General features: G+C 74.0%; 27 protein-coding genes. 11 read left to right on the forward strand and 16 right to left on the reverse strand.

What is annotated here, in order from left to right; translation table 11 throughout:
* Nucleotides 1-49 precede the first annotated feature (49 nt).
* Both STTU_RS14340 and STTU_RS14345 read right to left on the reverse strand, forming a co-directional pair.
* A complete protein-coding gene (locus STTU_RS14340) occupies nt 50-580 on the reverse strand; it encodes a DUF7144 family membrane protein (RefSeq protein ID WP_043255198.1) in 531 nt (176 codons plus the stop codon).
* Nucleotides 581-727: 147 nt separating this feature from the next.
* Nucleotides 728-1,777 (reverse strand): zinc-binding dehydrogenase, encoded by a 1,050-nt coding sequence (locus tag STTU_RS14345; RefSeq protein ID WP_007824027.1) that lies wholly within the window; start codon nt 1,775-1,777, stop codon nt 728-730.
* A 241-nt stretch (nt 1,778-2,018) separates the two neighbouring features.
* Between STTU_RS14345 and STTU_RS14350 the strand changes: the two genes are divergently transcribed.
* From STTU_RS14350 to STTU_RS14375, 6 genes are all read left to right on the forward strand, one after another.
* Nucleotides 2,019-2,552, forward strand: coding sequence for a TetR/AcrR family transcriptional regulator (locus STTU_RS14350; RefSeq protein ID WP_007824028.1), 534 nt, complete (start codon nt 2,019-2,021; stop codon nt 2,550-2,552).
* Between the two features lie 619 nt (nt 2,553-3,171).
* Nucleotides 3,172-5,508, forward strand: coding sequence for an RNA degradosome polyphosphate kinase (locus STTU_RS14355; RefSeq protein WP_043255202.1), 2,337 nt, complete (start codon nt 3,172-3,174; stop codon nt 5,506-5,508).
* On the forward strand, nt 5,489-6,538 hold the full coding sequence (locus STTU_RS14360) for a CHAD domain-containing protein (RefSeq protein ID WP_043255203.1): 1,050 nt from the start codon (nt 5,489-5,491) through the stop codon (nt 6,536-6,538). The genes STTU_RS14355 and STTU_RS14360 overlap by 20 nt, the downstream gene beginning before the upstream one ends.
* The gene (locus STTU_RS14365; RefSeq protein ID WP_043255205.1) at nt 6,535-6,951 is read left to right on the forward strand and encodes an NUDIX hydrolase; all 417 of its coding nucleotides are present in this window, start codon (nt 6,535-6,537) and stop codon (nt 6,949-6,951) included. The genes STTU_RS14360 and STTU_RS14365 overlap by 4 nt, the downstream gene beginning before the upstream one ends.
* Nucleotides 6,952-7,025: 74 nt before the next feature.
* Nucleotides 7,026-7,364, forward strand: coding sequence for an NIPSNAP family protein (locus tag STTU_RS14370; protein WP_007824034.1), 339 nt, complete (start codon nt 7,026-7,028; stop codon nt 7,362-7,364).
* Between the two features lie 88 nt (nt 7,365-7,452).
* Nucleotides 7,453-8,388: a serine/threonine dehydratase gene (locus tag STTU_RS14375; RefSeq protein WP_007824036.1), complete on the forward strand. Its 936-nt coding sequence runs from the start codon at nt 7,453-7,455 to the stop codon at nt 8,386-8,388.
* Between the two features lie 15 nt (nt 8,389-8,403).
* Here the strand turns inward: STTU_RS14375 and STTU_RS36070 are convergent, their stop codons facing one another.
* From STTU_RS36070 to STTU_RS14390, 3 genes are all read right to left on the reverse strand, one after another.
* Complete coding sequence (locus STTU_RS36070; protein ID WP_324607887.1) at nt 8,404-8,604, reverse strand: hypothetical protein; 201 nt, start codon at nt 8,602-8,604, stop codon at nt 8,404-8,406.
* Nucleotides 8,605-8,943: 339 nt separating this feature from the next.
* Complete coding sequence (locus STTU_RS14385; protein WP_007824040.1) at nt 8,944-9,276, reverse strand: hypothetical protein; 333 nt, start codon at nt 9,274-9,276, stop codon at nt 8,944-8,946.
* Between the two features lie 113 nt (nt 9,277-9,389).
* The gene (locus tag STTU_RS14390; protein ID WP_043255207.1) at nt 9,390-10,151 is read right to left on the reverse strand and encodes an alpha/beta fold hydrolase; all 762 of its coding nucleotides are present in this window, start codon (nt 10,149-10,151) and stop codon (nt 9,390-9,392) included.
* Nucleotides 10,152-10,248: 97 nt separating this feature from the next.
* Between STTU_RS14390 and STTU_RS14395 the strand changes: the two genes are divergently transcribed.
* The 3 genes from STTU_RS14395 (at nt 10,249) to STTU_RS14405 (ending at nt 12,164) form a co-directional block, all read left to right on the forward strand.
* Complete coding sequence (locus STTU_RS14395; RefSeq protein WP_007824042.1) at nt 10,249-10,782, forward strand: PadR family transcriptional regulator; 534 nt, start codon at nt 10,249-10,251, stop codon at nt 10,780-10,782.
* A 43-nt stretch (nt 10,783-10,825) separates the two neighbouring features.
* Nucleotides 10,826-11,260, forward strand: a complete 435-nt coding sequence (locus STTU_RS14400) for a VOC family protein (RefSeq protein ID WP_007824043.1) — start codon at nt 10,826-10,828, stop codon at nt 11,258-11,260.
* Nucleotides 11,261-11,438: 178 nt separating this feature from the next.
* Complete coding sequence (locus STTU_RS14405) at nt 11,439-12,164, forward strand: dienelactone hydrolase family protein (RefSeq protein ID WP_007824045.1); 726 nt, start codon at nt 11,439-11,441, stop codon at nt 12,162-12,164.
* Between the two features lie 79 nt (nt 12,165-12,243).
* On the opposite strand, the gene STTU_RS14410 is transcribed toward STTU_RS14405, so the two are convergent.
* From STTU_RS14410 to STTU_RS14425, 4 genes are all read right to left on the reverse strand, one after another.
* Nucleotides 12,244-14,085: a bifunctional metallophosphatase/5'-nucleotidase gene (locus STTU_RS14410; RefSeq protein WP_007824047.1), complete on the reverse strand. Its 1,842-nt coding sequence runs from the start codon at nt 14,083-14,085 to the stop codon at nt 12,244-12,246.
* Nucleotides 14,086-14,214: 129 nt separating this feature from the next.
* Nucleotides 14,215-15,441: a GNAT family N-acetyltransferase gene (locus STTU_RS14415; protein WP_007824049.1), complete on the reverse strand. Its 1,227-nt coding sequence runs from the start codon at nt 15,439-15,441 to the stop codon at nt 14,215-14,217.
* Nucleotides 15,442-15,494: 53 nt separating this feature from the next.
* The gene (locus tag STTU_RS14420; RefSeq protein WP_007824051.1) at nt 15,495-16,460 is read right to left on the reverse strand and encodes an asparaginase; all 966 of its coding nucleotides are present in this window, start codon (nt 16,458-16,460) and stop codon (nt 15,495-15,497) included.
* 98 nt (nt 16,461-16,558) lie between these two features.
* Nucleotides 16,559-17,305, reverse strand: coding sequence for a hypothetical protein (locus STTU_RS14425; RefSeq protein ID WP_043255209.1), 747 nt, complete (start codon nt 17,303-17,305; stop codon nt 16,559-16,561).
* A 320-nt stretch (nt 17,306-17,625) separates the two neighbouring features.
* Here STTU_RS14425 and dtd point away from each other — a divergent pair, with 320 nt between their 5' ends.
* On the forward strand, nt 17,626-18,051 hold the full coding sequence (gene dtd / locus STTU_RS14430) for a D-aminoacyl-tRNA deacylase (protein ID WP_007824058.1): 426 nt from the start codon (nt 17,626-17,628) through the stop codon (nt 18,049-18,051).
* Between the two features lie 10 nt (nt 18,052-18,061).
* On the opposite strand, the gene STTU_RS14435 is transcribed toward dtd, so the two are convergent.
* The 6 genes from STTU_RS14435 to STTU_RS14465 form a co-directional block, all read right to left on the reverse strand.
* Complete coding sequence (locus STTU_RS14435; RefSeq protein WP_007824060.1) at nt 18,062-19,042, reverse strand: YgfZ/GcvT domain-containing protein; 981 nt, start codon at nt 19,040-19,042, stop codon at nt 18,062-18,064.
* Between the two features lie 34 nt (nt 19,043-19,076).
* Nucleotides 19,077-19,580, reverse strand: a complete 504-nt coding sequence (locus STTU_RS14440; protein WP_007824062.1) for a Fur family transcriptional regulator — start codon at nt 19,578-19,580, stop codon at nt 19,077-19,079.
* A gap of 97 nt (nt 19,581-19,677) precedes the next feature.
* Nucleotides 19,678-20,250, reverse strand: coding sequence for an FABP family protein (locus STTU_RS14445; RefSeq protein ID WP_007824064.1), 573 nt, complete (start codon nt 20,248-20,250; stop codon nt 19,678-19,680).
* Nucleotides 20,251-20,583: 333 nt separating this feature from the next.
* On the reverse strand, nt 20,584-21,318 hold the full coding sequence (locus tag STTU_RS14455) for a hypothetical protein (protein ID WP_007824068.1): 735 nt from the start codon (nt 21,316-21,318) through the stop codon (nt 20,584-20,586).
* 277 nt (nt 21,319-21,595) lie between these two features.
* The gene (locus tag STTU_RS14460) at nt 21,596-22,525 is read right to left on the reverse strand and encodes a hypothetical protein (RefSeq protein WP_043255211.1); all 930 of its coding nucleotides are present in this window, start codon (nt 22,523-22,525) and stop codon (nt 21,596-21,598) included.
* Nucleotides 22,522-23,334: a hypothetical protein gene (locus STTU_RS14465; RefSeq protein ID WP_007824082.1), complete on the reverse strand. Its 813-nt coding sequence runs from the start codon at nt 23,332-23,334 to the stop codon at nt 22,522-22,524. The genes STTU_RS14460 and STTU_RS14465 overlap by 4 nt, the downstream gene beginning before the upstream one ends.
* Before the next feature lie 127 nt (nt 23,335-23,461).
* Here STTU_RS14465 and STTU_RS14470 point away from each other — a divergent pair, with 127 nt between their 5' ends.
* On the forward strand, nt 23,462-23,824 hold the full coding sequence (locus tag STTU_RS14470) for a DsrE family protein (RefSeq protein ID WP_007824084.1): 363 nt from the start codon (nt 23,462-23,464) through the stop codon (nt 23,822-23,824).
* A 704-nt stretch (nt 23,825-24,528) separates the two neighbouring features.
* Here the strand turns inward: STTU_RS14470 and STTU_RS14475 are convergent.
* Nucleotides 24,529-24,777: a DUF3099 domain-containing protein gene (locus tag STTU_RS14475; protein WP_007824089.1), complete on the reverse strand. Its 249-nt coding sequence runs from the start codon at nt 24,775-24,777 to the stop codon at nt 24,529-24,531.
* Nucleotides 24,778-24,818 lie beyond the last annotated feature (41 nt).

Consider the following 24,818-nt stretch of genomic DNA (forward strand, 5'->3'; position numbering starts at 1 on the left):
ACTCCACCGGGTGGGCACGACGCTCCGGCCCCCTGGCCTGCCGCGAAGGCTAGCTCCTCGCCCGGTGCGCCGTCAGCGCCCAGATGACCCAGGCGTCGATCGCGATCGCGATGAGGGCCCAGACCGGGAAGTACGGGAGCCACAGGAAGTGGGCGACGATGCTCGCCGAGGCGACGAAGACGCCGACCACCCGGGCCCACAGGGCGTCGCGGAAGAGGCCGAGACCGACGAGGACCGCGACGATGCCGATGATGAGCAGCGCCCAGCCCCACCCCGTCGCCGACCAGCGGAAGACGTAGTCGTTGACGCGCGTGTAGACGTCGTCCTCGGCGATGCCGCTGATGCCTCTGAGAATGTCGAGCACCCCGTTGACGAGCAGCAGCACCGCGGCGAAGGCCGTGCCGCCCACCGCCCAGCCGCTCTCGGCCCGCCGCCGGTGCGCGTCGTCGTCACCCGGTACGTTGCCGTCCGGCGCGTGGCCGCCGGACGCGTTGCCGCCCGGCACGTCGCGGCCCGGGCCCGGAGGCCGGCCGGTGGCCGGGCCGGTGTCCTGGCCGGGCGTCTGATCGGGGTACGACATGGTGGCCTCCTCCGTCCCCCGCTGCGCGAGAACCTCTGGAGTCCACCCTCGGCCCGCACCCTGCCCGCCGCCACTCGGGCGGCTCGGGAGCGCGGAGGGTGCCACCCGTCGGGGCGCCGGTACGCGGCGAGTCCCCCGCACCGCCCCCTACGGCCGCAGCACCAGCTTCCCCACGTGGCCCCGCCGTTCCAGCTCCTCCTGCGCCCGCGCCGCGTCGGCCAGTCCGTACGAGGCCGCGATCACGGGGTGCACCGCGCCCTCGCGTGCGAGGTCCATCAGGAGGGCGAAGTGGGTGCGCGTGTGCATCGCGGAGCCGATGACCTGGGCGTTGTGGAGGTACAGGCGGCGTACGTCGAGCGTGACGGCCCAGCCCGCGAGGGCTCCGGCGACGACCCAGCGACCGCCCTCGCGCAGCAGCGGCAGGCCGTCGCCGAGCAGTTCGCCCGCGACGACGTCGAGCGCGACGTCGATGCCCTCGGGCGCCGCCTCGCGCAGCAGCGCGGTCACGTCCCCGGCGCGGTCCACGACCACGTCCGCGCCCGCCTCCCGTACCGCCGCGAGCTTCGCGCCGCTGCTCAGCGCGACGACCTTCGCGCCCCGCGCCCGTGCGAGCTGCACCGCGGCGAGGCCGACGCCGCCCGAGGCCCCCGTGACGAGGACCGTTTCGCCCCCGGCGAGCCGGCCGCGCTCGATCATGCCGAGCGCCGTGCCGTACGCGGTCGGCAGGCTCGCGAGCTGTTCGTCGTCGAGCGGCGAGTCCGTCACGTCGTGGACCTGCCCGGCCGGTGCCGTCACGTACTGGGCGTAGCCGCCGTCCCGTTCGCTCCCCATGAGGCCCACGGGGTGGGCGTCGGGCCCGTCGCCGTCGTAGAGCGCCGGGTCGACGACCACGCGGCGCCCGAGCAGCCCCTCGGCCGCGCCCGCGCCGAGCGCGGCGACCCGTCCCGCGACGTCGGCGCCCTGGATGCGCGGGAAGTCGAGCGGCCCGCGCCAGCCCGAGAGCGCCTCGGGGTCCTCGGGCGTGCCGTAGGCGCCCTGCCGCGTCCACAGGTCGGTGTTGTTGAGCGCCACCGCGCTCACCGCCACGAGCACCTCGCCCACGCCCGGCGCGGGGACGGGCATCTCGGCGAGCCGCATGACCTCCGGTCCGCCGTGCCCGGTGATCCGTACCGCGCGCATGGTCTTCGCCGCAGCCATCGTGTCGCCCTCCTCGCAGGTATACTGATCTGTGTACTTGCGCCACCGTACACCGATCAGTGAAGGAGCGCGCGTGCCGGAGAACCCGCACCCCCCGGCGGACCCCGCGTCCCCGCCGCCGGGCCCCGCCCCACAGGCGGACGCCCCCGCCTTGCCTCCGGACGCCCCCGCCTCGCAGGCGGGCTCCCCGGCGTCCCCCGCGGAGCCGGAGCGTCCCCTCTCCCCCGCGGGGCGCCGTGTCGTGGCGGCGGCCGAGGAGCTGTTCTACGCGCACGGCATCACGGCCGTCGGCGTGGACCTCATAGCCGAGCGCTCCGGCGTCACCAAGCGCACGCTGTACAACCAGTTCGGCTCGAAGGACCGGCTCGTCGCCGCGTACCTCGCCGCCCGCGACGCCCGCTGGCGCGCGCTCGTACGCGCCGAGGTGGACGCCGTACGCGGCACGGACCCCGTCGCCGCCGTCACCGCGCCCTTCACCGCGCTGCGCGAGTGGAGCCGCGCGGACGCGGCGCGCGGCTGCGCCTTCATCAACGCGCTCGCCGAACTCCCCGACCCCGCCCACCCCGCGCACCGCGTCGCCGCCGGACAGAAGCTGTGGCTGCGCGCCCTCTTCGCCCACCTCGCCACCGAGGCCGGCTGCCGCGCCCCCGACGCCCTCGCGACCCGCCTCCTCGTCCTCCACGAAGGCGCCCTCGCCACTCAGCCCCTCCCCCTCGACACGCTCGCGGAGACGACGGCACTGGCCGGGGAGCTGGTCCGGGCGGCGGCGAGGTGATCACCGGGAGGTGCGGTGAGCGCGGGGGAGCGAGCTGATCGCGGGGCCGGGCGCCGATCGCGCGGCGGCGAGCTGATCGCGGGGCGGGGCGGGCACGGTGGGGCCGGTACGGGAACGGGGCGCGACCCGCGTACGAACGTACGAGCCGCGCCCCAACCGGGTACGGCCGCACACGCGACCGCGACACCCGTACACGCCCCCCCGCACGCGCACCCGCACGCGCCGCCCCCGCCCCCGCACCGGCCCCGCTCCCCGCGCGCCCGCCCCGTACCGACCCCCTCCCCCGCACGCCCCTCGCCCGACCCCGGCAAACTCCGCGCCACGTGTACGTAACCCTTCATTCAGCAAGCCTTGCGACGCTCGCCGAATGCAGCCGCCCGCCCCGGAGCCCGGCTCCTCCGGCACGCCCCCCACACCGCCCGCGCCCGCCCCGGCCGAGAGCACCGAGGCCCGCGCGGTCGCCGAGGGCTCCCACGGCGCCCCCGGCACCCACCGCGCCAACGGCCACGACCCGCGCCCCGGCGCCCCGCGCCCCGCGTCCGCGCCCGGCGCGCCCTCTTCCCCGGGAACATCCCCGCTCAACGCGCCACAACCGCCGTTCAGGCGGAAGAATGACCCCATGACGCAGCCGAGCAGCAGCAGCCCCAGCGCCCCGGTCCCCGGTTCCGCCCCCTCCTCCCCCGACTCCGGCCGCGCCACCGACCCCGCCGGGACCGCCCGCGCCGAGACCGGCCGCGCCACCGTCGCCTCGCTGCCCGGCCACCGCTCCGCCCCCACCGGGCAGCCCCCGCACGGCAGCGCGCACGGCGGCACCGCGGGCACCGGTTCCGCTCTCGAACCCGACCTCGACGCCGACCTCGACGCCTACGAGGACCCCGAGGGCGTGGAGCTTCCCGCCGGCCGCTTCCTCGACCGCGAGCGCTCCTGGCTCGCCTTCAACGAGCGCGTCCTCGAACTCGCCGAGGACCCGCGCACCCCGCTGCTCGAACGTGCCAACTTCCTGGCGATCTTCGCGAGCAATCTGGACGAGTTCTTCATGGTCCGGGTCGCGGGCCTCAAGCGACGTATCGCGACAGGTGTCGCGACACGTTCGGCGTCCGGGCTGCTGCCGCGCGAAGTCCTGGAGCTGATCTGGACGCGCTCGCGCGAACTCATGGCGCGCCACGCGGCCTGCTTCCAGCAGGACGTGCTGCCCGCGCTCGCCGACGAGGGCGTGCAGCTCGTGCGCTGGGCGGAGCTGAGCGAGACCGAGCAGGCGCGGCTCTTCACGCTCTTCCGGCAGCAGATCTTCCCCGTCCTCACCCCTCTCGCGGTGGACCCGGCGCACCCCTTCCCGTACATCTCGGGGCTGAGCCTCAACCTCGCGGTGGTGGTGCGGAACCCGGTGAGCGGCCACCGCCACTTCGCGCGCGTCAAGGTCCCGCCGCTCCTGAGCCGCTTCCTGGAGGCCGCGCCCGACCGGTACGTCCCCATCGAGGACGTCATCGCGGCGCACCTGGAGGAACTGTTCCCGGGCATGGAGGTGCTCGCGCACCACAGCTTCCGGCTCACCCGCAACGAGGACCTGGAGGTCGAGGAGGACGACGCGGAGAACCTGCTCCAGGCGCTGGAGAAGGAGCTGATGCGCCGCAGGTTCGGGCCGCCGGTCCGTCTCGAGGTGGAGGAGTCGATCGACCCGTACATCCTCGACCTGCTCGTGCGCGAGCTGAAGATCTCGGACGTCGAGGTGTACCCGCTGCCGGGGCCGCTCGACCTCACGGGCCTCTTCGGGATCGCCTCGCTCGACCGTCCCGAGCTGAAGTTCCCGAAGTTCATCGCGGGCACGCACCGCGACCTCGCCGAGGTGGAGTCGGCGTCCGCGCCGGACATCTTCGCGGCGGTACGGGAACGGGACGTGCTGCTGCACCACCCGTACGACTCCTTCTCGACCTCGGTGCAGGCGTTCCTCGAACAGGCCGCCGCCGACCCGGACGTGCTCGCCATCAAGCAGACGCTGTACCGGACTTCGGGCGACTCGCCGATAGTGGACGCGCTCATCGACGCGGCCGAGTCGGGCAAGCAGGTGCTCGTCCTCGTCGAGATCAAGGCGCGCTTCGACGAACAGGCGAACATCAAGTGGGCGCGGAAGCTGGAGGAGGCCGGCTGCCACGTGGTCTACGGGCTCGTCGGCCTCAAGACCCACTGCAAGCTCTCGCTCGTCGTCCGCCAGGAGGGCGAGACGCTGCGCCGCTACTCCCACGTGGGGACGGGCAACTACCACCCGAAGACGGCCCGGCTCTACGAGGACCTCGGCCTTCTCACCGCCGACCCGCAGGTCGGCGCGGACCTCTCCGACCTCTTCAACCGGCTCTCGGGGTACTCGCGGCGCGAGACGTACCGCCGTCTCCTCGTCGCCCCGCGCTCGCTGCGCGACGGCCTGATCGAGCGCATCGAGAACGAGGTGCGCCACCACCGCGCGGGCCGTCCCGCGCACGTGCACTTCAAGGTCAACTCGATGGTGGACGAGGCGATCATCGACGCCTGCTACCGCGCCTCGATGGCGGGCGTCCCCGTCGACGTGTGGGTGCGGGGCATCTGCGCGATCCGCCCCGGGGTCCCCGGGCTCTCCGAGAACATCCGCGTCCGCTCGGTCCTCGGCCGCTTCCTGGAGCACTCGCGGGTCTTCGCCTTCGGCAACGGCGGCGAACCCGAAGTGTGGTTCGGCAGCGCCGACATGATGCACCGCAACCTGGACCGCCGGATCGAGGCGCTGGTACGGGTCTCGGACCCCGCCCACCGCGCGGCGCTCGCGCGCGTCCTGGAGACCGGCATGTCGGACTCGACGGCCTCGTGGCACCTCGGCCCCGACGGCGAGTGGAACCGGCACTCGACCGACGCGGACGGACAGCAACTTCCCAACGTGCAGGAACTGTTGATCGACGCGCGGAGGCGGAGGCGTGGCACCTCGACCCCCTGAGCAGGCCCGGCCGCAGGGCACGCCGGTCCGCGCCCCCCAGGGCCCCGGCGCGCCCGGAGCCCCCGGCTCGCCCGGCCACCCCGTCACGGCCTACCTCCAGGAGCAGGCCGCCGCGTTCCTCCGCGCCCTGCGCGCCCGCCGCGAGTCGGGCACCTCGGCGCCGGAGACGGAGGCGGCGGTGCACGCCCTGCGCGGCGCGGCGCACCGCGTGGAGGCGACCCTGCACACCTTCCGCCCGCTCCTGGAGGCGGAGTGGGCGGAGCACCTGCAAGGCGAACTCAACTGGCTGTCGGCGGTGCTGGGCAGCGAGTACGCGTGCGCGCACCGGCTCGGGCGGCTCCTCGGCGCGCTGCGGAGGCTGCGGGACGAGGAGGGGGCACGGGCCGCCGCCGTGCCCGCCCAGGGGCACCCGGAAGGGCCGCTCCCCATGGGCGCGGCACGCGCGGGCGCGCTCCTCGACCGGCAGTTGACCCTCGCCCGCAACCGCGCGCACTCGGCGGCGCTCGACGCGCTCGGCTCGGCGCGCTTCCACGCGGTCGCGGACGCGGTCGCGGTCCTCGCGAGCGAGGTCCCCTACCGTCGCGGCACCTCCCCGCACGATCCCGAAGTCATCGGCGCCCTGGCCTCGTTGACCTCGCACCGGCTCGCCGACGCGATCGCCGCGCTTCCGCTCGACCGCGCGGGCGCCCCGTACAACGCCGAGGCGTCGGCGCTCGGCAGCGCCGCCCCCGGCGGGGAGCCGCAGGACGCGCCCTGGCACCGGGTGCGGGGCCTGCTGCGGGTGCGGGTGTACGCGGCGGAGGCGCTCGGCGCCGCGCCGGAGGCCCGTACCGCCCCGGGGGCGCACGCCCTGGACCGGCACCGGGAGGCGGCGGACGCGGCGACGGCGGCAGCGGCGGCGGCCCGCACCCCGCGCATCGCCCCGCCGACGGCGTACGCGCTCGGTGTCCTGCACGCGGTCCAGCGCCAGGAGGTGGAGGCGGCGCGCCACACCTTCCAGCGCGTGTGGCGAGAGGCGGTACGCGTATGAGCACCCCGGTCCGCGCGGCGGGCTGCGTCCTGTGGCGCCGCTCGCCCGCGCACGGCGTCGAGTTCTGCCTCGTCAGCCGTCCTAAATGGCACGATTGGTCGCTTCCTAAGGGGAAGCTCAAGCACGGGGAGACGGAGCTGGCGGCGGCCCTGCGCGAGGTCGAGGAGGAGACGGGCCGTACGTGCCGCCCCACGACCCGCCTCCCGCGCGTCCACTACCGGACCCACGACGGCCGCCGGAAGACGGTCGACTACTGGCTCGCGGAGGAGACGGGCGGCACGTTCACGCCGAACCAGGAGATCGACGAGATCCGCTGGCTGCCGACCGCGGCGGCGGCGGAGCTGCTCACGGAGGCGCGGGACCGGGCGCTGCTGGCCCAAGCGGTGCGGGAGTTGGCGCTGAGCCGGGGCTGAGCCGGGGCTGAGCGGGGACCCGTACGCTCGCCGGACCGGCAACGCGTCACCTGCCCACTCACCGAGGGAGCCCCGTGATCACCGTCCACCTCAAGTACGAGATCGACCCCGACCGCGTGGAGGACTTCGCCGAGTACGGGCGCCGCTGGATCACCCTGGTCAATCGCTTCGGCGGCGTCCACCACGGGTACTTCCTGCCGAGCGAGGGGGACAGCGACATCGCGTACGCCCTCTTCACCTTCCCCGACTTCGCGAGCTACGAGCGCTACCGCAAGCGGAGCGCCGAGGACCCCGAGAGCCGGGCCGCGCTCGACCTCGCCCGTACGACGCGCTGCATCCGCCGCTACGAGCGCCGCTTCCTCGCCCCCCTCGACCACCCCGAGACCCCCTGGACACAGGCGCCCGGGGCCTGAGGAGCCCGAAGGGCGTGCGCCGGGTGGTACCGGCACGGCAGACTGGCCGTGTACCACCCCCGTGCCCCGCCCGCTCGCCAGGAGACCCATGCCCCCGCTGACGTACGACGACATCAAGACGGCGCGCGACAGGATCGCCGGGCACGTGCGCCCCACCGTCGTGGCGCCCTTCGCGCCCGGGGTGTGGAACGCGCTGGAGTTCACGCAGCACACGGGGAGCTTCAAGGCGCGCGGGGCGTGGAACTTCGTCGCGGCGCACCGCGAGGCGGGGACGCTTCCGGACGCCGGGGTGACGATCGCCTCGGGCGGCAACGCGGGGCTCGCGTGCGCGTGGGCGGCGCGCGAGGCGGGCGTACCGGCGACGGTGTTCCTGCCGCAGAACGCGCCGCGCGTGAAGGTCGACCGGCTCGCGGAGTACGGGGCGCGGGTGCGCCTGGTGGGCAGGGAGTACGCGGAGGCGGCGGCCTCCTGCGCGGAGTACGCGGCCGACTCGGGCGCGCTGCTCTCGCACGCCTACGACGACGCGCTCATCGCGGCGGGCGCGGGCACGCTGCTCGACGAGGTCCGGGAGCAGGTCCCCGGTCTGACGACGGTCGTGGTGGCGGTCGGCGGAGGCGGCCTGTTCGCCGGGGTCGCGACGGCGGCGCACCACCACGGCATCCGTGCGGTGGGCGTGGAGCCGGCCCAGTGCGCGGCGCTGGCGGAGGCGCTGAAGGCGGGCGAAGTGGTCGACGTGGTCCCGGACTCGGTCGCGGCGGACTCCCTGGGCGCCCGCAGGGCGACGGAGCTGGCCCTGCACGCCGCCCGCGACCCCCTGTCCGCGCTCCTCACCGTCCCCGACGAGGCGATCATCCGCGCCCGCCGCGACCTCTGGGACCACCACCGCCTGGCGGTCGAACACGCGGCGGCGACGGCCCTGTCCGCCCTGACGACCTCCGCCTACACACCCCACCCGGACGAACGCGTCGCCGTCATCCTCTGCGGTGCCAACACCGACCCGGCCACCCTCTCGGACAACCGCTGAACCCTCGCGCGCCGCTCAGCCCCCGGGCAGACGCGCGGGCAGATCGCACCGGGCGTCCTTGTGCGCCTGCCGGGCGAAGTCGGTGGCGAGCGTGAGGAGAACCTTGCGCGCGTTCCCGCTCCCGGTATCGAGCGGTTCGCTCGCCTGCACCGACACCGCGAGGTCGCGCACCGCCTCGCCCGGCGCCTCGGCAGGCCAGCAAGGAACCCCGATCACCACCGCCCGGGAGCCGGCCCATGCCCTCTCACCGGCCCGGTACGGCTCAAGCCCGTCCCGCTTGAGCCCGCAAGGAAGAGGAGGACTCCTCGCGCAGAACGGAGCGCGGAACTTCGGCGGTCTTCGCGCGGTCGGGGACGTTCGAGCAGACATCGGACGCCGCGATGTCCCCGCGCGGGGAGCAGGCCCCCTGCGAAGCCGCGACACCGAGCCCCGCGCCGACGGCCACCACCACGAGCGCACCCCCGATCACCCATGTGCGCCTGGCGATCACGGCCGCCCCACCCCGAAGAAGCTGCCCGAGGTGGCGTCCGGGTCCATGTGGTCCGGCCCCCTCTCTCAGAGCATCCGCCGGTTGCGGTTCATCGCCGCCGCCTCTTCCGGAGTCACCTGGGCGGGCATGGAGTTGATGTGGCGCTGTACGTCGCTGAGTACGACGTCGATGCGCTCCCGCACCTTCTTGCGGTGGCCCGCCACGTCGGTGTGCCAGCGCTCGGCCGTATCGCCCACCCAGGCCAGTGCGGCGGTCGCGCTCCCCTTGCCGACCTCTTTCGCCGCCGGCTCGAAGGCCCCGACGAAGGCCGAGCGGTCTCCCTTCAACTGCCCGAGGGGGTCGCCGAGTCGGGTCCGGTCCGGATTGTCGACCTTCGGTTTGGCGCCTTCCGTTCCCATCCGTCCCCCCAAAGTCCCCCGTTGGCCGCTGCGCGACGAAGCTAGTCCGGCACGCTCCGGTTCCACCAGTGCGCGAGGGCCCTGGAGCCCACGCGACTCCCAGGGGCCACACGTCAGTTGCCGAAGAACTCCCCCACCACCCGCGCGAACCCCTCCGGGTTGTCGAGCATGATGTTGTGCCCGCAGTCCGGTACGGACCGGAGCGTGACGCCCGCCGCGCGCAGCGCCTCCGCCCCGGCGACGGGCCCGTCCGCCTCGGGGTGGAGGTACGCGCGGGGGACGGCGAGCCGCGTGAGGACGCCCCGTACCTCCGTACGCGCCAGGTGCACCGCGCTGCGGTGCAGGGCCTCGCGCCCCGCGAGCCGCATCGTCGCCCACCAGTGCGCCCCCGCCCGGTCCCGCACCTCCCGCCACGCCCCGGCGAGGAACTCCTCCTCGCCGAGCGCGGCGAGCCCGCTGCTCCCCGGCGTCTCCGCCTCGGGCCGTACGGGATCGAGGTTGGCGTCGACGAGGACGAGCCGCCCCACGAGGTGCGGATGGCGCGCGGCGAGCAGTACCGCGACGGTCCCGCCCATGCTGTGCCCGACGACGTACGCGCCCCGCACCCCCGCGGCCTCCAGCGCACGGGCCAGGAAGTCCGCGTGCTCCTCCATCGTGTAGGCGAGCGACGTCGGCCGGTCGCTGATCCCGTGGCCGGGCAGGTCCACGAGGAGCGAGCGGTGCCCGGCGAGCGCCGGGTGCAGCGCGACCTCGGTGAAGTACGGGCCCGAGGCGGCCCCGAGCCCGTGCACGTACACCCGCGCGGGCCGCGCGGCCCCTGGCATCTCGATCCACCGGACCCGGTCACCGGCAGCGGTCACCTGAACTGCGCGCACGACAGAACTCCCCCGTGACGAACGACGAAAATACCTCGCCTAAGCTATACCTCGTCATCGAGGTACCAGGCCACCCCGGACGAGAGAAGAAGACCCCGTGCTCGAACTCGCCATCCTCGGCTTCCTGTACGAACAGGGCCTGCACGGCTACGACTTGAAGCGTCGCGTGGCCCGGCTGACCGGTCACGTGCGCCCCCTCTCGGACGGCACCCTCTACCCGGCGATCAAGCGCCTGGAGCGCGCGGGCCTCCTCACCCGCCGCACGGAACCCGGCACCCGCGCCGCCCCCCGTCACGTCCTCACCCTGACCGAGACGGGCCGCGCCGAACTCCGCCGCCGACTCCGTGCCACCGAGGGCACGGCGCTGACCGACGAGAACCACTGGTTCACCGTCCTGGCCTTCCTCCGCCACCTCCCCACCCCGGCCGGACAGGCCGCCGTGCTCCGCCGCCGCCTGGCCTTCCTGACCGAGCCGAGCAGTTTCTTTTACAGGGACGAGGACGAACGCCCCCTGCGCGCCGAGGAGTTCCCCGACCCCTTCCGCCGGGGCCTCCTCCGCATCGCCCGCGCCACGAGCGAGGCCGAACTGACCTGGCTGAACGCGACACTTGCCGAGCTGGAGCGCGCGTGAAAACCGCGCGACCGCCCGCCCGGCCCCCTGCTACGGTGCGCCAATGCCTACGCTCCGCCAGCTCCAGATCACCATCGACTGCGCCGAACCGGCCCTCCTCGCGGCCTTCTGGTGCGAGGCGGTCGGCTACGTCCTCCCCCCGGTTCCCGAGGGCTTCGCGAGCTGGGAGGAGTACCACCGCTCGCTGCCGCCCGAGGAGCAGCCGGCCTACTTCGCGTGCGCCGACCCGACGGGCGTGGGCCCGCGCCTCCTCTTCCAGCGCGTTCCCGAGGGCAAGACGGTCAAGAACCGCGTGCACATCGACGTAAGGGCGGGCAAGGGCCTCGTCGGCGAGGAGCGCCTCGCGACGCTCCAGGGGGAGCAGGCCCGCCTGGAAGCGCTCGGCGCGGTCCACCTGTGGACCCAACTCGCGGACGGCGAGGAGGAGTCGTGCGTCACGATGCAGGACCCCGAGGGCAACGAGTTCTGCTTGGACTGAGCGAGCGCCTTGCGGCCCGGAGCGAGCGGGCGCGGTCCCGCCCTGACCGGGCGCGCGCGGTCTCGCCCTGACCGGGCGCGCGCGTCGCAACCTGGCAGCCGCACGGGCGGGCGGCGAGGTCGTCCGCCCTCGGTGAACCCGCGCGCGGGCCAGGCGTGCGGCTCGTAGGGTCCGGCGTATGACCACAGTCCGCACGCGCAGCGTCCCGTACACCGCCGACGGGCTGGACATGACCGGCCACCTCGCGCTTCCCGCGGGCACGGGGCCGCGCCCCGCCGTGCTGGTGGGGCCGGAGGGGACCGGGCTCAGCGACGTCGAGCGGGCCAGAGCCGAGGCGCTGGCCGAACTCGGCTACGTGGCGCTGGCGTTCGACCTGCACGGCGGAAGGTACTTCCGCGAGCCGCAGGACATGCTCGACCGCTGCCTGCCGCTCCTCGCCGATCCCGGGCGGCCGCGCGGGATCGGGCGCGCGGCACTCGACGTCCTGACCGCCGAGCCCCGTACCGACCTCGGGCGCATCGGGGCGATCGGGTACGGGACCGGCGGGGCCGTCGTGCTCGAACTCGGCCGCGACGGGGCGCCGTTGAAGGCCATCGGGACGGTCAACGCGTTGATGACGGGCGGGATCGCCGAGACGGCCCGCATCCGCTGCCCGGTCTGGGCCGGGGTCGGCTCCGAGGACCCGATCATGGCGCCCGCCCAGCGCGAAGCCTTCGCCGCCGAACTCCAGGCGGCCGGGACCGACTGGCGCCTCACCGTCTACGGCGGCGCCCGCCACGCCTTCCCCTACCCCCCGGTCGACCACCCCACGGTCCCCGCCGTCGCCTTCCACCCCGTGCACGCCCCGCGCGCCTGGCGCGACCTCGTGGACCTGCTCGGCGAGTGCCTGCCGGTGACGGACTGACCGGGGACGCCAGCGGGCCCCGCACCCCCGCGGAAGGCGGAGGGTGCGGGGCCCGGTCGGCCGCCCGGGGGCTACGCCGTCACTTCACCACCGTGATCCGGTCCGCCTTCGGCGGGGCCAGGGGGGTGGCCGAGGAGGAGTTGGCCGTCAGGTAGTCGTTGAACGCCTTCAGGTCGTCGCTGCCCACGAGGGGGCTCGTCCCCTTGCCGAGGGACGTGAAGCCGTCGCCCCCGCCGGCGAGGAAGCTGTTCATCGCCACGCGGTAGGAGGCCGCGGGGTCGATCGCCGCGCCGCTCAGGCGGATCGACGACGTGTCCACCCGGGCCGCTCCCGACTTCGTCAGGTCCAGGGTGTACGTCAGGCCGTCCGAGACCTGGAGGATCTTCGGGGACGCCTCGTTCGGGCCGCTGACCTGCTCCTGGAGCGCGCTCACGAGTTGCGCGCCCGTCAGCGTCACGAGGTTCACCGTGTTGCTGAAGGGCTGCACCGTGAACGCCTCGCCGTATGTCACGACGCCGTCCCCCTCCGCCCCGCTCGCCGCGTGCACGAGGTCCGCGCGGATGCCGCCCGGGTTCATGAGCGCGAGCGACGTGCTCGGGTCGAGGGTCTTCGCGTGCGCGAGCTGGGCGTCCGCGATCAGGTCGCCGAGCGGCTGCTCCGGGCCAGTGCCGCGCGGGATGTCCGCCGCGATCCAGCCCACCGCCTGGTTCGCGACCGGGGCGGCCAGGGTGTTCCAGCGGCCGATGAGGGCCGTCATGTCGGCGGCCTTCGGCTGCGTGCGGCTCACCACGTGGTTCGCGGAGCCCACCTTGGTGCGGACGATGTCCCGCGTGCGGCGGTCGTAGGTGAGGGTCGTGTCGGTGTAGAGGCGGCCGAAGGACGAGGCCGAGGTGACCAGGCGCGGGTTCCCCGCCGGGTCGGGGATCGTGCACACGTACGCGTTGTGCGTGTGGCCCGTCACGAGCGCGTCCACCTTGGGCGTGATGCCCTTCGCGATGTCGACGATCGGGCCCGAGACCCCGCCGCCCGCCGCGGGCGAGTCGCAGTCGTAGTTGTACGCGCCGCTCGCGGGCAGTCCGCCCTCGTGGATGAGCGCCACGATCGACTTCACGCCCTGCTTGTCGAGTTCCTTGGCGTACTTGTTGATCGTCTCGACCTCGTCGTGGAACGCGAGGCCCTTGACGCCCTCCGCCGTGACGATGTCCGGGGTGCCTTCGAGCGTGACGCCGATGAAGCCGACCTTCACGCCGTTCTTCTTCCACACCCAGTACGGCTTGAGGAGCGGCTTCCCGGTCTTCTCCTTCGTCACGTTCGCCGTGAGGTAGGGGAAGTCGGCGCCCCGGAACTTCTTGCCCTTCTCGTAGCAGCCGTCGGTCGGGTGGCAGCCGCCGTTCTGCATCCGGGCCAGCTCCGCGGCGCCCTCGTCGAACTCGTGGTTCCCGACGCTCGTGACGTCGAGATCGAGCTTGTTCATCGCCTCGATGGTCGGCTCGTCGTGGAAGAGGCCGGAGAGCAGGGGGCTCGCGCCGATGAGGTCACCGGCCGCCGCCGTCACCGAGTACGGGTGGCCCTTGCGGGCGGTGCGGAGCGAGGAGGCGAGGTACTCGACGCCGCCCGCCGCGACCGTCTTCGTCGTGCCGTCCGGCTGGAGTTCGGAGAGGGAGCCGGAGGAACCGGCCGGGGTTTCGAGGTTGCCGTGGAAGTCGTTGAAGGAGAGCAACTGGACATCGACGGTACGGGAGTTGTGGCCGTGACCCGGGTGGCCGTGCGACGGGTGGCCGTGCGACCGGCCGCCGTGCGACGGGCTGCCGTGTGCCGCCGCCGGGCTCGCCGCCGTCAGCGCGGCGACGGTGGCGAGTCCGGCGGCAACGGTCAGCAGCCGACGGCCTCTTCGGGGCGGGCGGGGTGGCGTGGCGGGCATAGGGGTCCCCTCGTGCGCTCGGGAGATTCGCTGTGCGGAGCCTGTACGGACGCGGTGCCCGTACGGGCGGCAGGATACGGTCAACGCGCGTAGCACGGCGAGGGATTGGGTGACGAGGAGCGGTACGGCTCAGAAACCGTCGGGGCACCAGGGGCGGCGGGCGGTGCGCAGCACCTGTTCGGCACGGGCCGCCACTCCCTCCGTACGTACGTCGAGCAGCCCCGCCTCCGCGAGCGCGAGCGGCGAGCCGTCACCGAGCCACAGCCGCGCCAAATCGCTGACGCCAAGGCTGAGTTCGGGCTCCTCCTCGGTCCGCTTGACCTGCCCCGTACCGTCCGCGTCCGCCGTCAGCCGGTACGTGCCGCCCGCCGGGCCGCTCGGGTCGGCCACGCCGATGACGAGACTGCCGGGGGCCTCGTACGTCCGCGCCTCGAAGGCCACGACGACGTCCAGGACCCGTACCCACAGGAAGTCCGTCAGGCGCGTGACCTTCGCGGCGCGCGGGTCGGGCAGCAGGAGCGGGAGGACGTCGTCCGGCGGGCGGTGGTACGTCTCCACGTGCGAGACGTGGTCGATCGTGCACAGGTACGTCCACAGCGCGCGCCGGGCGGCGGCGGTCGTGGCGAGGAGGTCGTGGACCTTGGCGGTGCGGGAGGTGTCGTCCGCCTCGTAGCAGAGCAGGCCCGCCGGGGTGCCGTCCGCGTCCCGGTGGAGCACGTACACCGGCTCCTTCCAGCCCGGGTCGCGCCGCCCGGTGCCCGTGAGGGCGCGCCACCACGCGGCGTCCCTGCTGAGGGCGCCGGGCTGCCCGGCGAGGAACCGGGCGTGCAGCGCCGGTCCCTCCGCGAGGGCCGTCTCCGCGTCGACGAGGGCGAGCCGCCCGTCGCCGGGCTGGAGCGCGCGCTGCCGGTCGATCCCCGTCGCCGCGACGTCGACGCGCCAGTCGAGCGAGTGCGTCGCGGGGCCGAAGCCGAAGCGGCCGTAGATGGGGTACTCGGCCGAGATGAGCGTCGCGACGGCGTCGCCCCGCGCGTGCGCGGCGGCGAGGTCCGCGCCCATCATGCGGCTGAGGATGCCGCGCCTGCGGTGCGTCGGCGCGACGGACACGCCGGTGACGGCGTTGGCCGCGACCTGCCCGCCGCCGACCGCCGTGACGCGCTGCGGGAAGGAACGCAGGGTGCCGACGCAGCCGCCGTCCTCGAAGGCCCCGGTGAAGCGCGACTCGCCGAAGGAGCCGACGATTTCGGCGAGCCGCTCGGCCGGGACGGTGGGGGGTTCGAGGAAGGCGGTGCGCACGACCTTGAGCCAGGAGGGGAGTTCGTCGGGGCCGGTGAGCGGGCGTACGTCGAGGGGCATGGGGGCAGGCTAGGCCGGGTGCCCGCCCGGAGCCATCCGGTTTCCCCGGCCGCTCAGAACGTCGCCCGGATCTCCCCGACCGCCACCGCGCCGCCGGTCAGGGGCAGGTCGCCGATGCGGTCCACCACCGGGTCGTCCACGTCGAGCAGTTCCAGGGCGCGCGCGAGGACGGCGCGCAGGGCCCGGCCGCCGCCGTCGTCGATCTTGAAGGCGAGCGCGGAGCCGTCGGGGAGGGCGACCGCCTGCACGGCCTCCGCGCCCATCTTGGAGAGGACCCCGGGGACCGCCCGCATGAGCCAGGTGTCCGGGCGGCGCGTGCCCGCCACGTACTCCGGGTGCGCGCGCATCGCGGCGGCGACGCGGCCCTCCGCGCTGCCCGGTTCGGCGAGCACGAAGGAGCGGAAGGCGCGCGCGAGGCCCGTGAGGGTCAGCGCCATGAGCGGCGCGCCGCAGCCGTCGATGCCGAGCGCGGAGATCTCCTCGCCCGCCGCCTCCTCGACGCAGTCGCGCACGAGGAGCTGGAGCGGGTGCCCGGGGTCGAGGTAGGAGTCGGTCGGCCAGTCGGCGGCCTCGCAGGCGGCGAGCATCGCGGTGTGCTTGCCGGAGCAGTTCATGGTGACACGGGCCCTGACCTCGCCGGCCGCGAGGTACGCCTCCGCCTCCTCGGCGTCGAGCGGCAGGTCGGGCGGGCACTGGAGCTGGTCGGGGTCAAGCCCGTACTCGTCGAGCATCGTCCGTACGAGGGAACGGTGGAAGGGCTCTCCGGAGTGGCTGGCCGCCGCGAGGGCGAGCCGGGGGCCCTCCAGGTCGAGCCCGGCGCGCAGCACGGCCGCCGCCTGCATCGGCTTGTTCGCCGAGCGCGGGAAGACCGGCGCGGCCGGATCGCCCAGGGCGGTACGGACCGAGCCGTCCGGGGCGAGCAGGACGAGGCTGCCGCGGTGCCTGCTCTCGGGGAAGCCGGACCGTACGACCTCGGCGAGTACGGGGGCGACGACGGAGTGCGAGGGGGTGGTGCTCATGGGGGGTGGTACGGCCTTCCGGGCGGGCGGCCCGCCCCCTCGGTCCCCGGCCGCGCCCCGCGGGGGGCACGGCCGGGGACGGCGGGATCACCGCCTCGTCACAGGAGCAGGTCGTCTACTTGCGCTTCTCCCTCACGGTACCTGCGGGCGATCTCCGCGCTGCACCCGTCGGCGGTGCGCTGGAGGGCGAGACGGCGGCGCGAGACGTCCGCCTCGTACGCGAGCAGGCGGGCCCGGCCGCGCGACAACTCCTCGTCGGTGCGGGCCGCGAGGTCCGAGAGCGCGACCTCCTGGAGCATCGTGCCCGCGAGCCGGTCGGCCTCCACGCCGTCCGGTGTCACGACGCCGAGGTGCCGGACCGAGGACCGGTGCCGGGGCGGGCCGTCCCGCAGGATGTCCGCGAGCCGCGCCACGACATCGGCGTCCCCGGGGCCCGCGACGGCGGGGGGCGCGGGGCGCGGGACGGGGGGCGCTTGCGGCGCGGGGGGCGCCGGTACGGCAGCGGGCGGCTGTTCGGCGGTCGGCGCCTGCCGTGCGGCGGACGCCTGCTGAGCGGCGGACGCCTGCTCGGCGGCGGGTGCCGGTGCGGCGGTGCGCCCGCGGATCTCGGCCGTGAGGATGTCGATGCGGCCGTGCAGTATCCGCCGTACGTAGCTGAGTTCGGCCTCCTCGCGGCCCGAGACCCGCCGCAGTTCGCGCAGTTCGGGCAGCGTGAGCCGCCCGAGGCGGGCCGCGGGCTCCTCGGGTTCGTCCTCACGCGGGCGCGGCGCGCGGGCCGTGGCCCAGACGTGGGCGGTGCCCTCGGTGCGCGTGGTCGGGGCCGCGAGGGCCCCGGGGTGTCTCATGGCTGAGCTGTTCATGTGTTCCGTCCCCTCGACAGCGCCTCGCGGCGCTGGTTGCATTCTGCTCCCGCGAGGCGGCCGTTGTGTCCAACTGGCCGCATTCGCGGGACGTTGAACCATTAGCGACCGCTTTATGTGCGCACGTCCGGAGCGGGATCGAGGGGGAAGGACGCCCGGCGGGATGCAGCCATCCAGCGCAGCGCACGAGGGCGTACGAGGTGGAGCGGGGGCGGCACAGGGGGGCGGCCGGGACCGGGGCGTGTGCGCCCCCGGGCGCCCCCCTTCACGTTCCCCGTGCGGGGCGGCACGGTTCAATGGGGCGCATGCGTGCAGTCGTGCAGAGGGTGGACGGGGCCGATGTCGTCGTCGCGGGCGAGGTCGTCGGGGAGATCAAGGGAGAGGGGCTGTGCGTCCTCGTCGGGGTGACGCACGAGGACACCCCGGCGAAGGCGGCCCAGCTCGCGCGGAAGCTGTGGTCCCTGCGGATGCTGAACGACGAGAAGTCGTGCTCCGACACCGGCGCCCCGCTCCTCGTCGTCAGCCAGTTCACGCTGTACGGCGACGCGCGCAAGGGCCGCCGCCCCACGTGGAACGCGGCGGCTCCCGGCGAGGTCGCCGAGCCCCTCGTGGACGAGGTCGTACGGTGCCTGCGCGACCTCGGGGCGCACGTCGAGACGGGCCGCTTCGGCGCCTCGATGCGGGTCTCGCTGACGAACGACGGCCCCTTCACGGTCCTGCTGGAGATGTGAGCCCGCAGGGCTACGGGGCGACCACGGCTTCCTGCGCCGCGGCCGTCTCCTCCGCCAGCAGCGGGGCGTCCACCGGCACGTTCCGCTTGATGAGGCCCAGGGCGATCGGGCCGAGTTCGTGGTGGCGGGCCGAGGTCGTCACGAAGCCGAGGACGCGGCTCTCGGGGCCGTCCGCCGCGAGACGCAGCGGCGCGCCGTGCGGCGGGAGGTGGACCTCGCTGCCGTCGAGGTGGAGGAAGACGAGGCGGCGCGGCGGCTTCCCCAGGTTGTGGACGCGCGCGACGGTCTCCTGGCCCCGGTAGCAGCCCTTGTCGAGGTGGACGGCGCTCGCGAGCCAGCCGACCTCGTGCGGGATGGTGCGGTGGTCGGTCTCGAAGCCGAGCCGGGGGCGCTGCGCCTCGACACGCAGCGCCTCCAGGGCGAGCAGCCCGATCGCGGGCCCGGCGGCCTCCGCGAAGGCGGCGAGGTCCGTACGGGGCAGGAAGACGTCCCGGCCGTCCGGGGTCTCCCGTACGGCGGCGCCCTCGGGCGTCGGCGTGATCGACCCGGCGGGCAGGTGCACAACGGCGTACTCCGCCGTGCGGTCCACGACCTCGACGCGGTAGAAGAACTTCATGCTCTCCAGGTAGCCCGCGAGGGCCTCGCGCGTGCCGGGCTCGACGTGGAGCCACGTCGTGGTGCCGTCGTCCACGAGCGAGAGGTGGTGCTCGACGTGGCCGTTGGCGGAGAGGACGAGGGCCTCGGTGGCCTGCCCGGCGGGCAGCTCGCTGACGTGCTGCGTCAGGAGCAGGTGCAGCCAGGCGAGCCGCTCGGGCCCCTCGACGGTGAGCACGCCCCGGTGGGAGAGATCGACGAAGCCGCGCCCGTCCGCGAGGGCGCGTTGCTCGCGGAAGAGGTCGCCGTAGTGCGCGGCGACCCCGGCGTCCACGCCTTCGGCGGCGACGGCTCCGGGAAGGGTGAGGAGCGGGCTCTGCGACTCGGTCGTCTTCATATCCACGAAGGGTACGACCCCGGCACGGCCCGGGTTATTCCGGCAGGGAGCGGCTGTGCTCGGCGCGGTCACCGGATGCGTGCCCGGCGTGCTCGGTGTGCTCACCGGGGGTCCGCTCGCGGTCCTCGCGGCAGTTGCGGCAGCGGCCGAAGATCGCGAAGTGCTTGAGGTCGGTCTCGAAGCCGAACTCCTCGCGGAGCTTGCGCGCGAACGCGTCGGCGCTGGAGACCTCGGTCTCGATGACGTCGGCGCAGTCGCGGCACACGAGGTGCAGGTGGTCGTGCCGGTCGGCGAGGTGGTAGGTGGGCGCGCCGTGGCCGAGGTGCGCGTGGCTGACGAGCTTCAGCTCCTCCAGGAGCTCCAGCGTGCGGTAGACCGTCGAGATGTTGATGCCCGAGGCCGTCTTGCGCACCTCGCAGAGGATGTCGTCGGGCGTCGCGTGTTCGAGCGCGTCGACGGCCTCCAGGACGAGCTGGCGCTGCGGCGTCAGCCGGTAACCGCGCTGCCTGAGATCGCTCTTCCAGTCGGTGCTCACCACACGACCAGTGTAGGCGCGGGCGCGCGAAGCGGGACCGGACCGCGAAAAGGCGGTCCCGGCCCCGTGCGACGGACCGCGGGCGGGAGTGCCGCGGGGCCTACTTGAAGAACGCGATGCCGTCGTCCGGCATGTCCGGCAGGTTGCGGGCCATCTCGGCGACCTGCTCGGGGCTCACGACCTTCTTGAGCTGCGCGGACATGTACGGGCGCAGGCTGACCTCGGGGGTCTGCTTCTCGCCGACCCACAGCAGGTCGCCGTTGACGTACCCGTACAGGCGCTTGCCGCCGCTGTACGGCTCGGCCGCCTCGACGCGGGCCACGGCGTCCGTGACGAGGTCGATCTGCGGCTTGCCCTCGGCGAGCTGCCCGTACCAGACCTCGACGACCCCGGTGTCACGCGTCATGACGGTCTCGACCTGGCGGTCCTTGCCGATCCGCCAGAAACCCGACTCGGACTCCAGCGGGCCCACCTTGTTGCCGTCCTTGTCGAGGACCCAGCTGTGCGAGGTGTACTCCAGGAAGTCCCTGCCGTCGTGGCTGAAGGAGAGCTCCTGCCCGAAATTGCACTTCTCGGCGCCGGGGAAGTCGAAGACGCCCGCGCCGGCCCAGTCGCCGAGGAGCCAGGCGAGGGGGACGAGGTCACGGTGGAGGTCGGAGGGGATCTCGATCATGGCGTGCGTGCTCAGCGATCTCTCGGTGTACGGCGGTGGCTCGGGGTGCCCTGCGCACCGGGCGGTGCGGCCCGTGCGCGGCGGTGGCGGGACGCGGTCAGCGCTGGCCCTGGTACAGCTTCTTCAGCGAGAGGCCGGCGAAGGCGAGGACGCCGACGCAGACGAGCACGAGGAGAGTCGTGTAGATGGCCTCAAGCATGGAGTGCTCCTTGGGAGGGGCTGACCGCGTGCGCGCGGGGCCCGGTGGTCGGGCGGCACTCAGCTTAATCGGAGGCGCGGGCAGGGGTGGGGGCGAGGGCGGCCGGGTGGCGGTATCGGCCGCCCTCGCACGGCTCAGGCCAGGAGCTGGCCCTGGAGGATCATCATCTGGCGGAAGGGGACGGCGGGGGTGCGGCCGGGGTGGTCGGTGATCATCAGGGCGACCGTGTCCCCCATCCGCAGGTAACCGTGCCGGATCTGGCGGGCGCCGAAGGGGGCCTCCTCCGCATACGCCATCCCCGAGCCCGCCTCGTATGCCGCCGGGAAGGGCTCCCAGCCGGGATCACGCGTACTGAGCGAGGACCCGCGCGGTTCGATGGCGGGGGCCTGCGCCCTCGCACCGAGGTCCTCGCCGAGGAAGGAGGCCGCGTATCCGGCTCCGGGGAAACGCAGCAGGTAGACCCGCGCGTGAGTGCCGTCGGGCATCGTCCAGCCGCGCGCCGTGACCTGGCGCAGCCCGGTCACGTCGAGGGCGTCGCGAAGCGTGGCGCGTTCGTCCTTCCCGTATTCCGTGAGGAAGCGGTCCACCGGGACGACGCCGCCGGGCAGCGCCTTGTCCGTCTTCGCGCCCGCAGGAGCGGGGAGCAGCAGGTCGCGAGGATCGGCGAAGTGGGTCCCCGCCGTGTTGGCGCGGTCTCCCGGCTTCGGCTCGTCGGTGCGCAGCGCGGGCAGCGACAGCTCGGAGTAGTCCCAGCGGCCGTCGCTCTTCGTCGAGAGCCCCGGCACGTCCGCGCGGTGGAGCGAAGTGACGTACGCGGCGGAGCCGCCGGCGAGGCCCGCGCACAGCACGACGGCGAGGCCCCAGCGCACGGCGGCGCGCGGCCCGCGACGCTCGCGCAGCGGGATACGGGGGGGGTCGCGGGGGGCTCGACGGGAACGACCTGGGGCTCGGCGGCCTCGGTCGTCCGCTCGTCCCCGCGCTCGGCGGAGACGGCCGAAGGTTCGGCAGAGGGCTCAGCGGGCGCGGGCCCGGCGGACGCGGGCCCGGCGGACGCGGGCTCCGCGAGCGCGGGCACGGTGGTGGCGGGCCCGGTGGTGGCGGGCTCGGCCTTCGGCTCGGCCGGGACGGGCGAGTGGAGCTGGTCGGTCATACGGCGGTCCCCGTGGACTTGAGGCGGTCGAGCTGGCGGGCGAAGAAGCGGGTGGCGGCGCTCTTGTCGAGCGGGGTGGAGCCCGTGACCTCCAGGGAGGCGACGAGATCGCCGTGCGTACCGAGGCAGGTCAACCCGCCGACGCCGCTCTTCACGCCCTTCCAGTTCTCCTTCTCGGGTACCACGAAGCACGCGGCGTCCTGAGCGTGTCCGGGCACCTTCGGTCCCTTGGTCTGTGCGCCCTTCAGGGCCTTCGTCGTCGCCGCCAGATTGGCGACCGCCGAGCTGCCCTCCTTGCTCTGCGAGAGCGTGACGAAGTAGACGGCGTCCTTCTCGGGCGTCACGTAGCTGCGCATCGCAAGCGCGCGCGGCGCCGCTTCGCGCAGCAGCTTCTCGAGACGCTTGCTCTCGGGGTCGTCCCCAACCGAGGAGAGGAGATCGCCGATCTGGCGGGAGCCGAGTTCGACATCGTTCCCGTCCTTGCTCACGTACGGGCCGAGCGCGTAGCCGTCCGGCACCGGCAGCAGCTGGCGCCGCAACTGCCCGTGGGTACTGCCCTTGCCGAAGTCGCTCTCCGGCCTCGCGGGGCCTTCCTCCTCGCGATCCCACAAATTCGTGACGACGGTGCGATCCGCGCCGTCGGCGCTCGACTTCGCGTAGGCGAGGGAACCGATGCCGGAACCGAGGAGGACGAGTACGGGAAGGGCGTAGGTGAGGGCGGTACGGAGACGGGGGCGGCGGGAGGCGGAGCCGACGGGTGGTGCGGGATCGGTGGGCCCGGCCGGGTCGGGCGCCGGTACGGGGGCGGGCTCCGGCGTGGCACTGTGCGCGACGTTCACTTCCGCAGGCCCGGGAGCCGTTCCGGTGTCACCGTTGTCGGCGGCCTCGCCGGTCACGCCGATCTCGTTCTTCTCGTAGTCGTTCACAGCCGCTCCCACTGCTTCTTCGCGAGCCCCATGAGCAGCTTTTCGTCGAGCGGCTTGTTGTCCCAGAACGTCAGGTCGATGAGGACGGAGCCCCGGGAACCGATCACCCTGCCGGACCAGGAGGGGGCGTACCCCGCCTCGGCGGGCTCCTTCCAGGTGAAGATCCGGACCCCGGGCGGCCCGTTCAGGGTCCTGACGTCCTGGTAGGTCTCGTCCATCGTGATGCCCCCGGCCCTGTCCGACGCGACGTTTCTCGCCTGCGCCCGGGAGCGGGGCGCGTAGTCCACCAGCCTTATCTGACCGCTGAGTTCGCCGGGCCCGCTCCAGTCGTCACCCGCGATGCGGGCGAACCCGCGGACGAGTTCCTCCTCAAGCACCTCGGCCGGGTACACGTAGTCGTAAACGTTCAGCGCCAGGTCGCCCGAGCGGTCGAAGCCTTCGCCGAACGTCTTGTGTCCTTCCTCGTCCTGCCGCCACCCCTTCGGCAGCGGCAGCAGGAGCCGGTCCAGGCCGCCGCGGTAGACGAGTTGGTGGTCCTGGTTCTCCTCCAGGGGCGGGTGGGAGCCCTTCGCGTCGGCCGGGAGCGCCTTCTTCGGGTAGCTCAGCCCGGACTGGGCCAGCGGCGGGAGCGGCTTCGGGTGGCGGTCCGCCTGGACGTGGTACCCGTAGGCCGTACCGCCGCCGAGGCCGAGTACAGCGGCGGCGACGAGCAGCAGCGTGGTCGCTCCGCGTGGGCGGCGGCTGCCGGGAGCCGCGGGCGTGCCCGGCTCCCCCTCTTCGTCTCGCTGCCTGCGTCCGCGCAGGTTCACGCGATCCCCCCAAGGTGTCGGAAAAAGTGGGTTCTCGTCAGAAACAGTGGATGCACTGTGCGACTCCGCGCACAGAAGACCCACAGTTCCCCGGGGGAGTTGTACACCGCACGGTTACGATTCGGCCATGGCAAAAAAGCTGGTGATCAAGGTGACGGCGGGCGCGGACGCGCCCGAGCGCTGCTCGCAGGCGTTCACGGTCGCCTCGGTGGCGGCGGCGAGCGGGGTCGAGGTCTCGCTGTGGCTCACGGGCGAGTCGGCGTGGTTCGCGCTGCCGGGCCGCGCGGCGGAGTTCGCACTCCCGCACTCGGCACCGCTGCCCGACCTGATCGAGGCGATCCTGGCCGGCGGCACGATCACGCTGTGCACGCAGTGCGCGGCGCGCAGGGACATCGGGCAGAAGGACGTCCTGGAGGGCGTGCGGATCGCGGGGGCGCAGGTCTTCGTGAGCGAGATCATGAAGGACGGCGTCCAGGCGCTCGTGTACTGATCAGGCCCGGCGAGCACGGAGCGGGACGGGACCCACGCGCTGTGAGCCCGTCCCGCCGGGGCCCGGCGCCACGCGCGGTGAGCCCGTCCCGCCCCGGCCCAGTGCCACGCGCGGTGAGCCCGTCCCGGCCTGCCCTCGTCGGTGCGCCCGTCCTCGGGCAGCTCCTCGATATGGCGCACGCGCGCGGCGAGCGGCGGGTGCGAGTCGTACGGCGAGGCCGGTTCGTCGGGCAACTCGGTTCTCATGTGCACGAGTTCGAGCTGCCGGGCGTCGAGCAGCCGCCCGTACCCGCCGAAGACTTCGCCGCGCGGCGGGAGCAGTCCCCGATCGGTGCCGGCGAGGGCGTAGCGGTCGAGGTGGTAGGCGAAGAGCCTTCGAGCGCGGGGAGTTCGCGCAGCGCCGAGGCGGTCGCGGTACGGCCCGCGAGGCGCGCGGCGAGCCGGTCGGCCGCGAACTCCTGGCCTGGAGGAGCGCCAGCCCGAGATACAGCGCGCGCGGCCCGGGTACGAGGCCGAGCAGCCGCGCGCGCTCGCTGACGGCCGCGTTGACGTCGGCGGTGAGCAGGACGCATGCCGGGGCGCGGGTCCCCGCCTCCTCGGCCAGCACGCGCACGAACTCCCGCAGGCCTGACCGCGCCTCGGGCGTCAGCGCGACCGCAGTGCGGACCCTCACCGGGCGGTGTGCCCACCATGGGGGGAGCGGGCTCAGCGGCGACGGCGGCGCGGGTCCTCGTCCTCCTTCCCGTCCTCCCCGTCCTTCTCGTCCCACCAGCGGTCCTCGGGGCCGCGCCGGTTGGCGACGATGGCTGCGACGGGCGGGATGACGAGGGCGACGACGCACATGCCGATGGCCGCCGGGACGGACCAGATGCGGACGAAGGCCCAGGCGGAGACGAAGAGGACGAGGCAGATCCCCATCATGAGGAAGTAGGCCCGTCGCCGTCGCGTGTACATCCCTCCACGGTAGGACGCCCGGAGGAGGACGGCACGCGCGG

The sequence above is a fragment of the Streptomyces sp. Tu6071 genome, from assembly GCF_000213055.1.
Classification (GTDB): domain Bacteria; phylum Actinomycetota; class Actinomycetes; order Streptomycetales; family Streptomycetaceae; genus Streptomyces; species Streptomyces evansiae.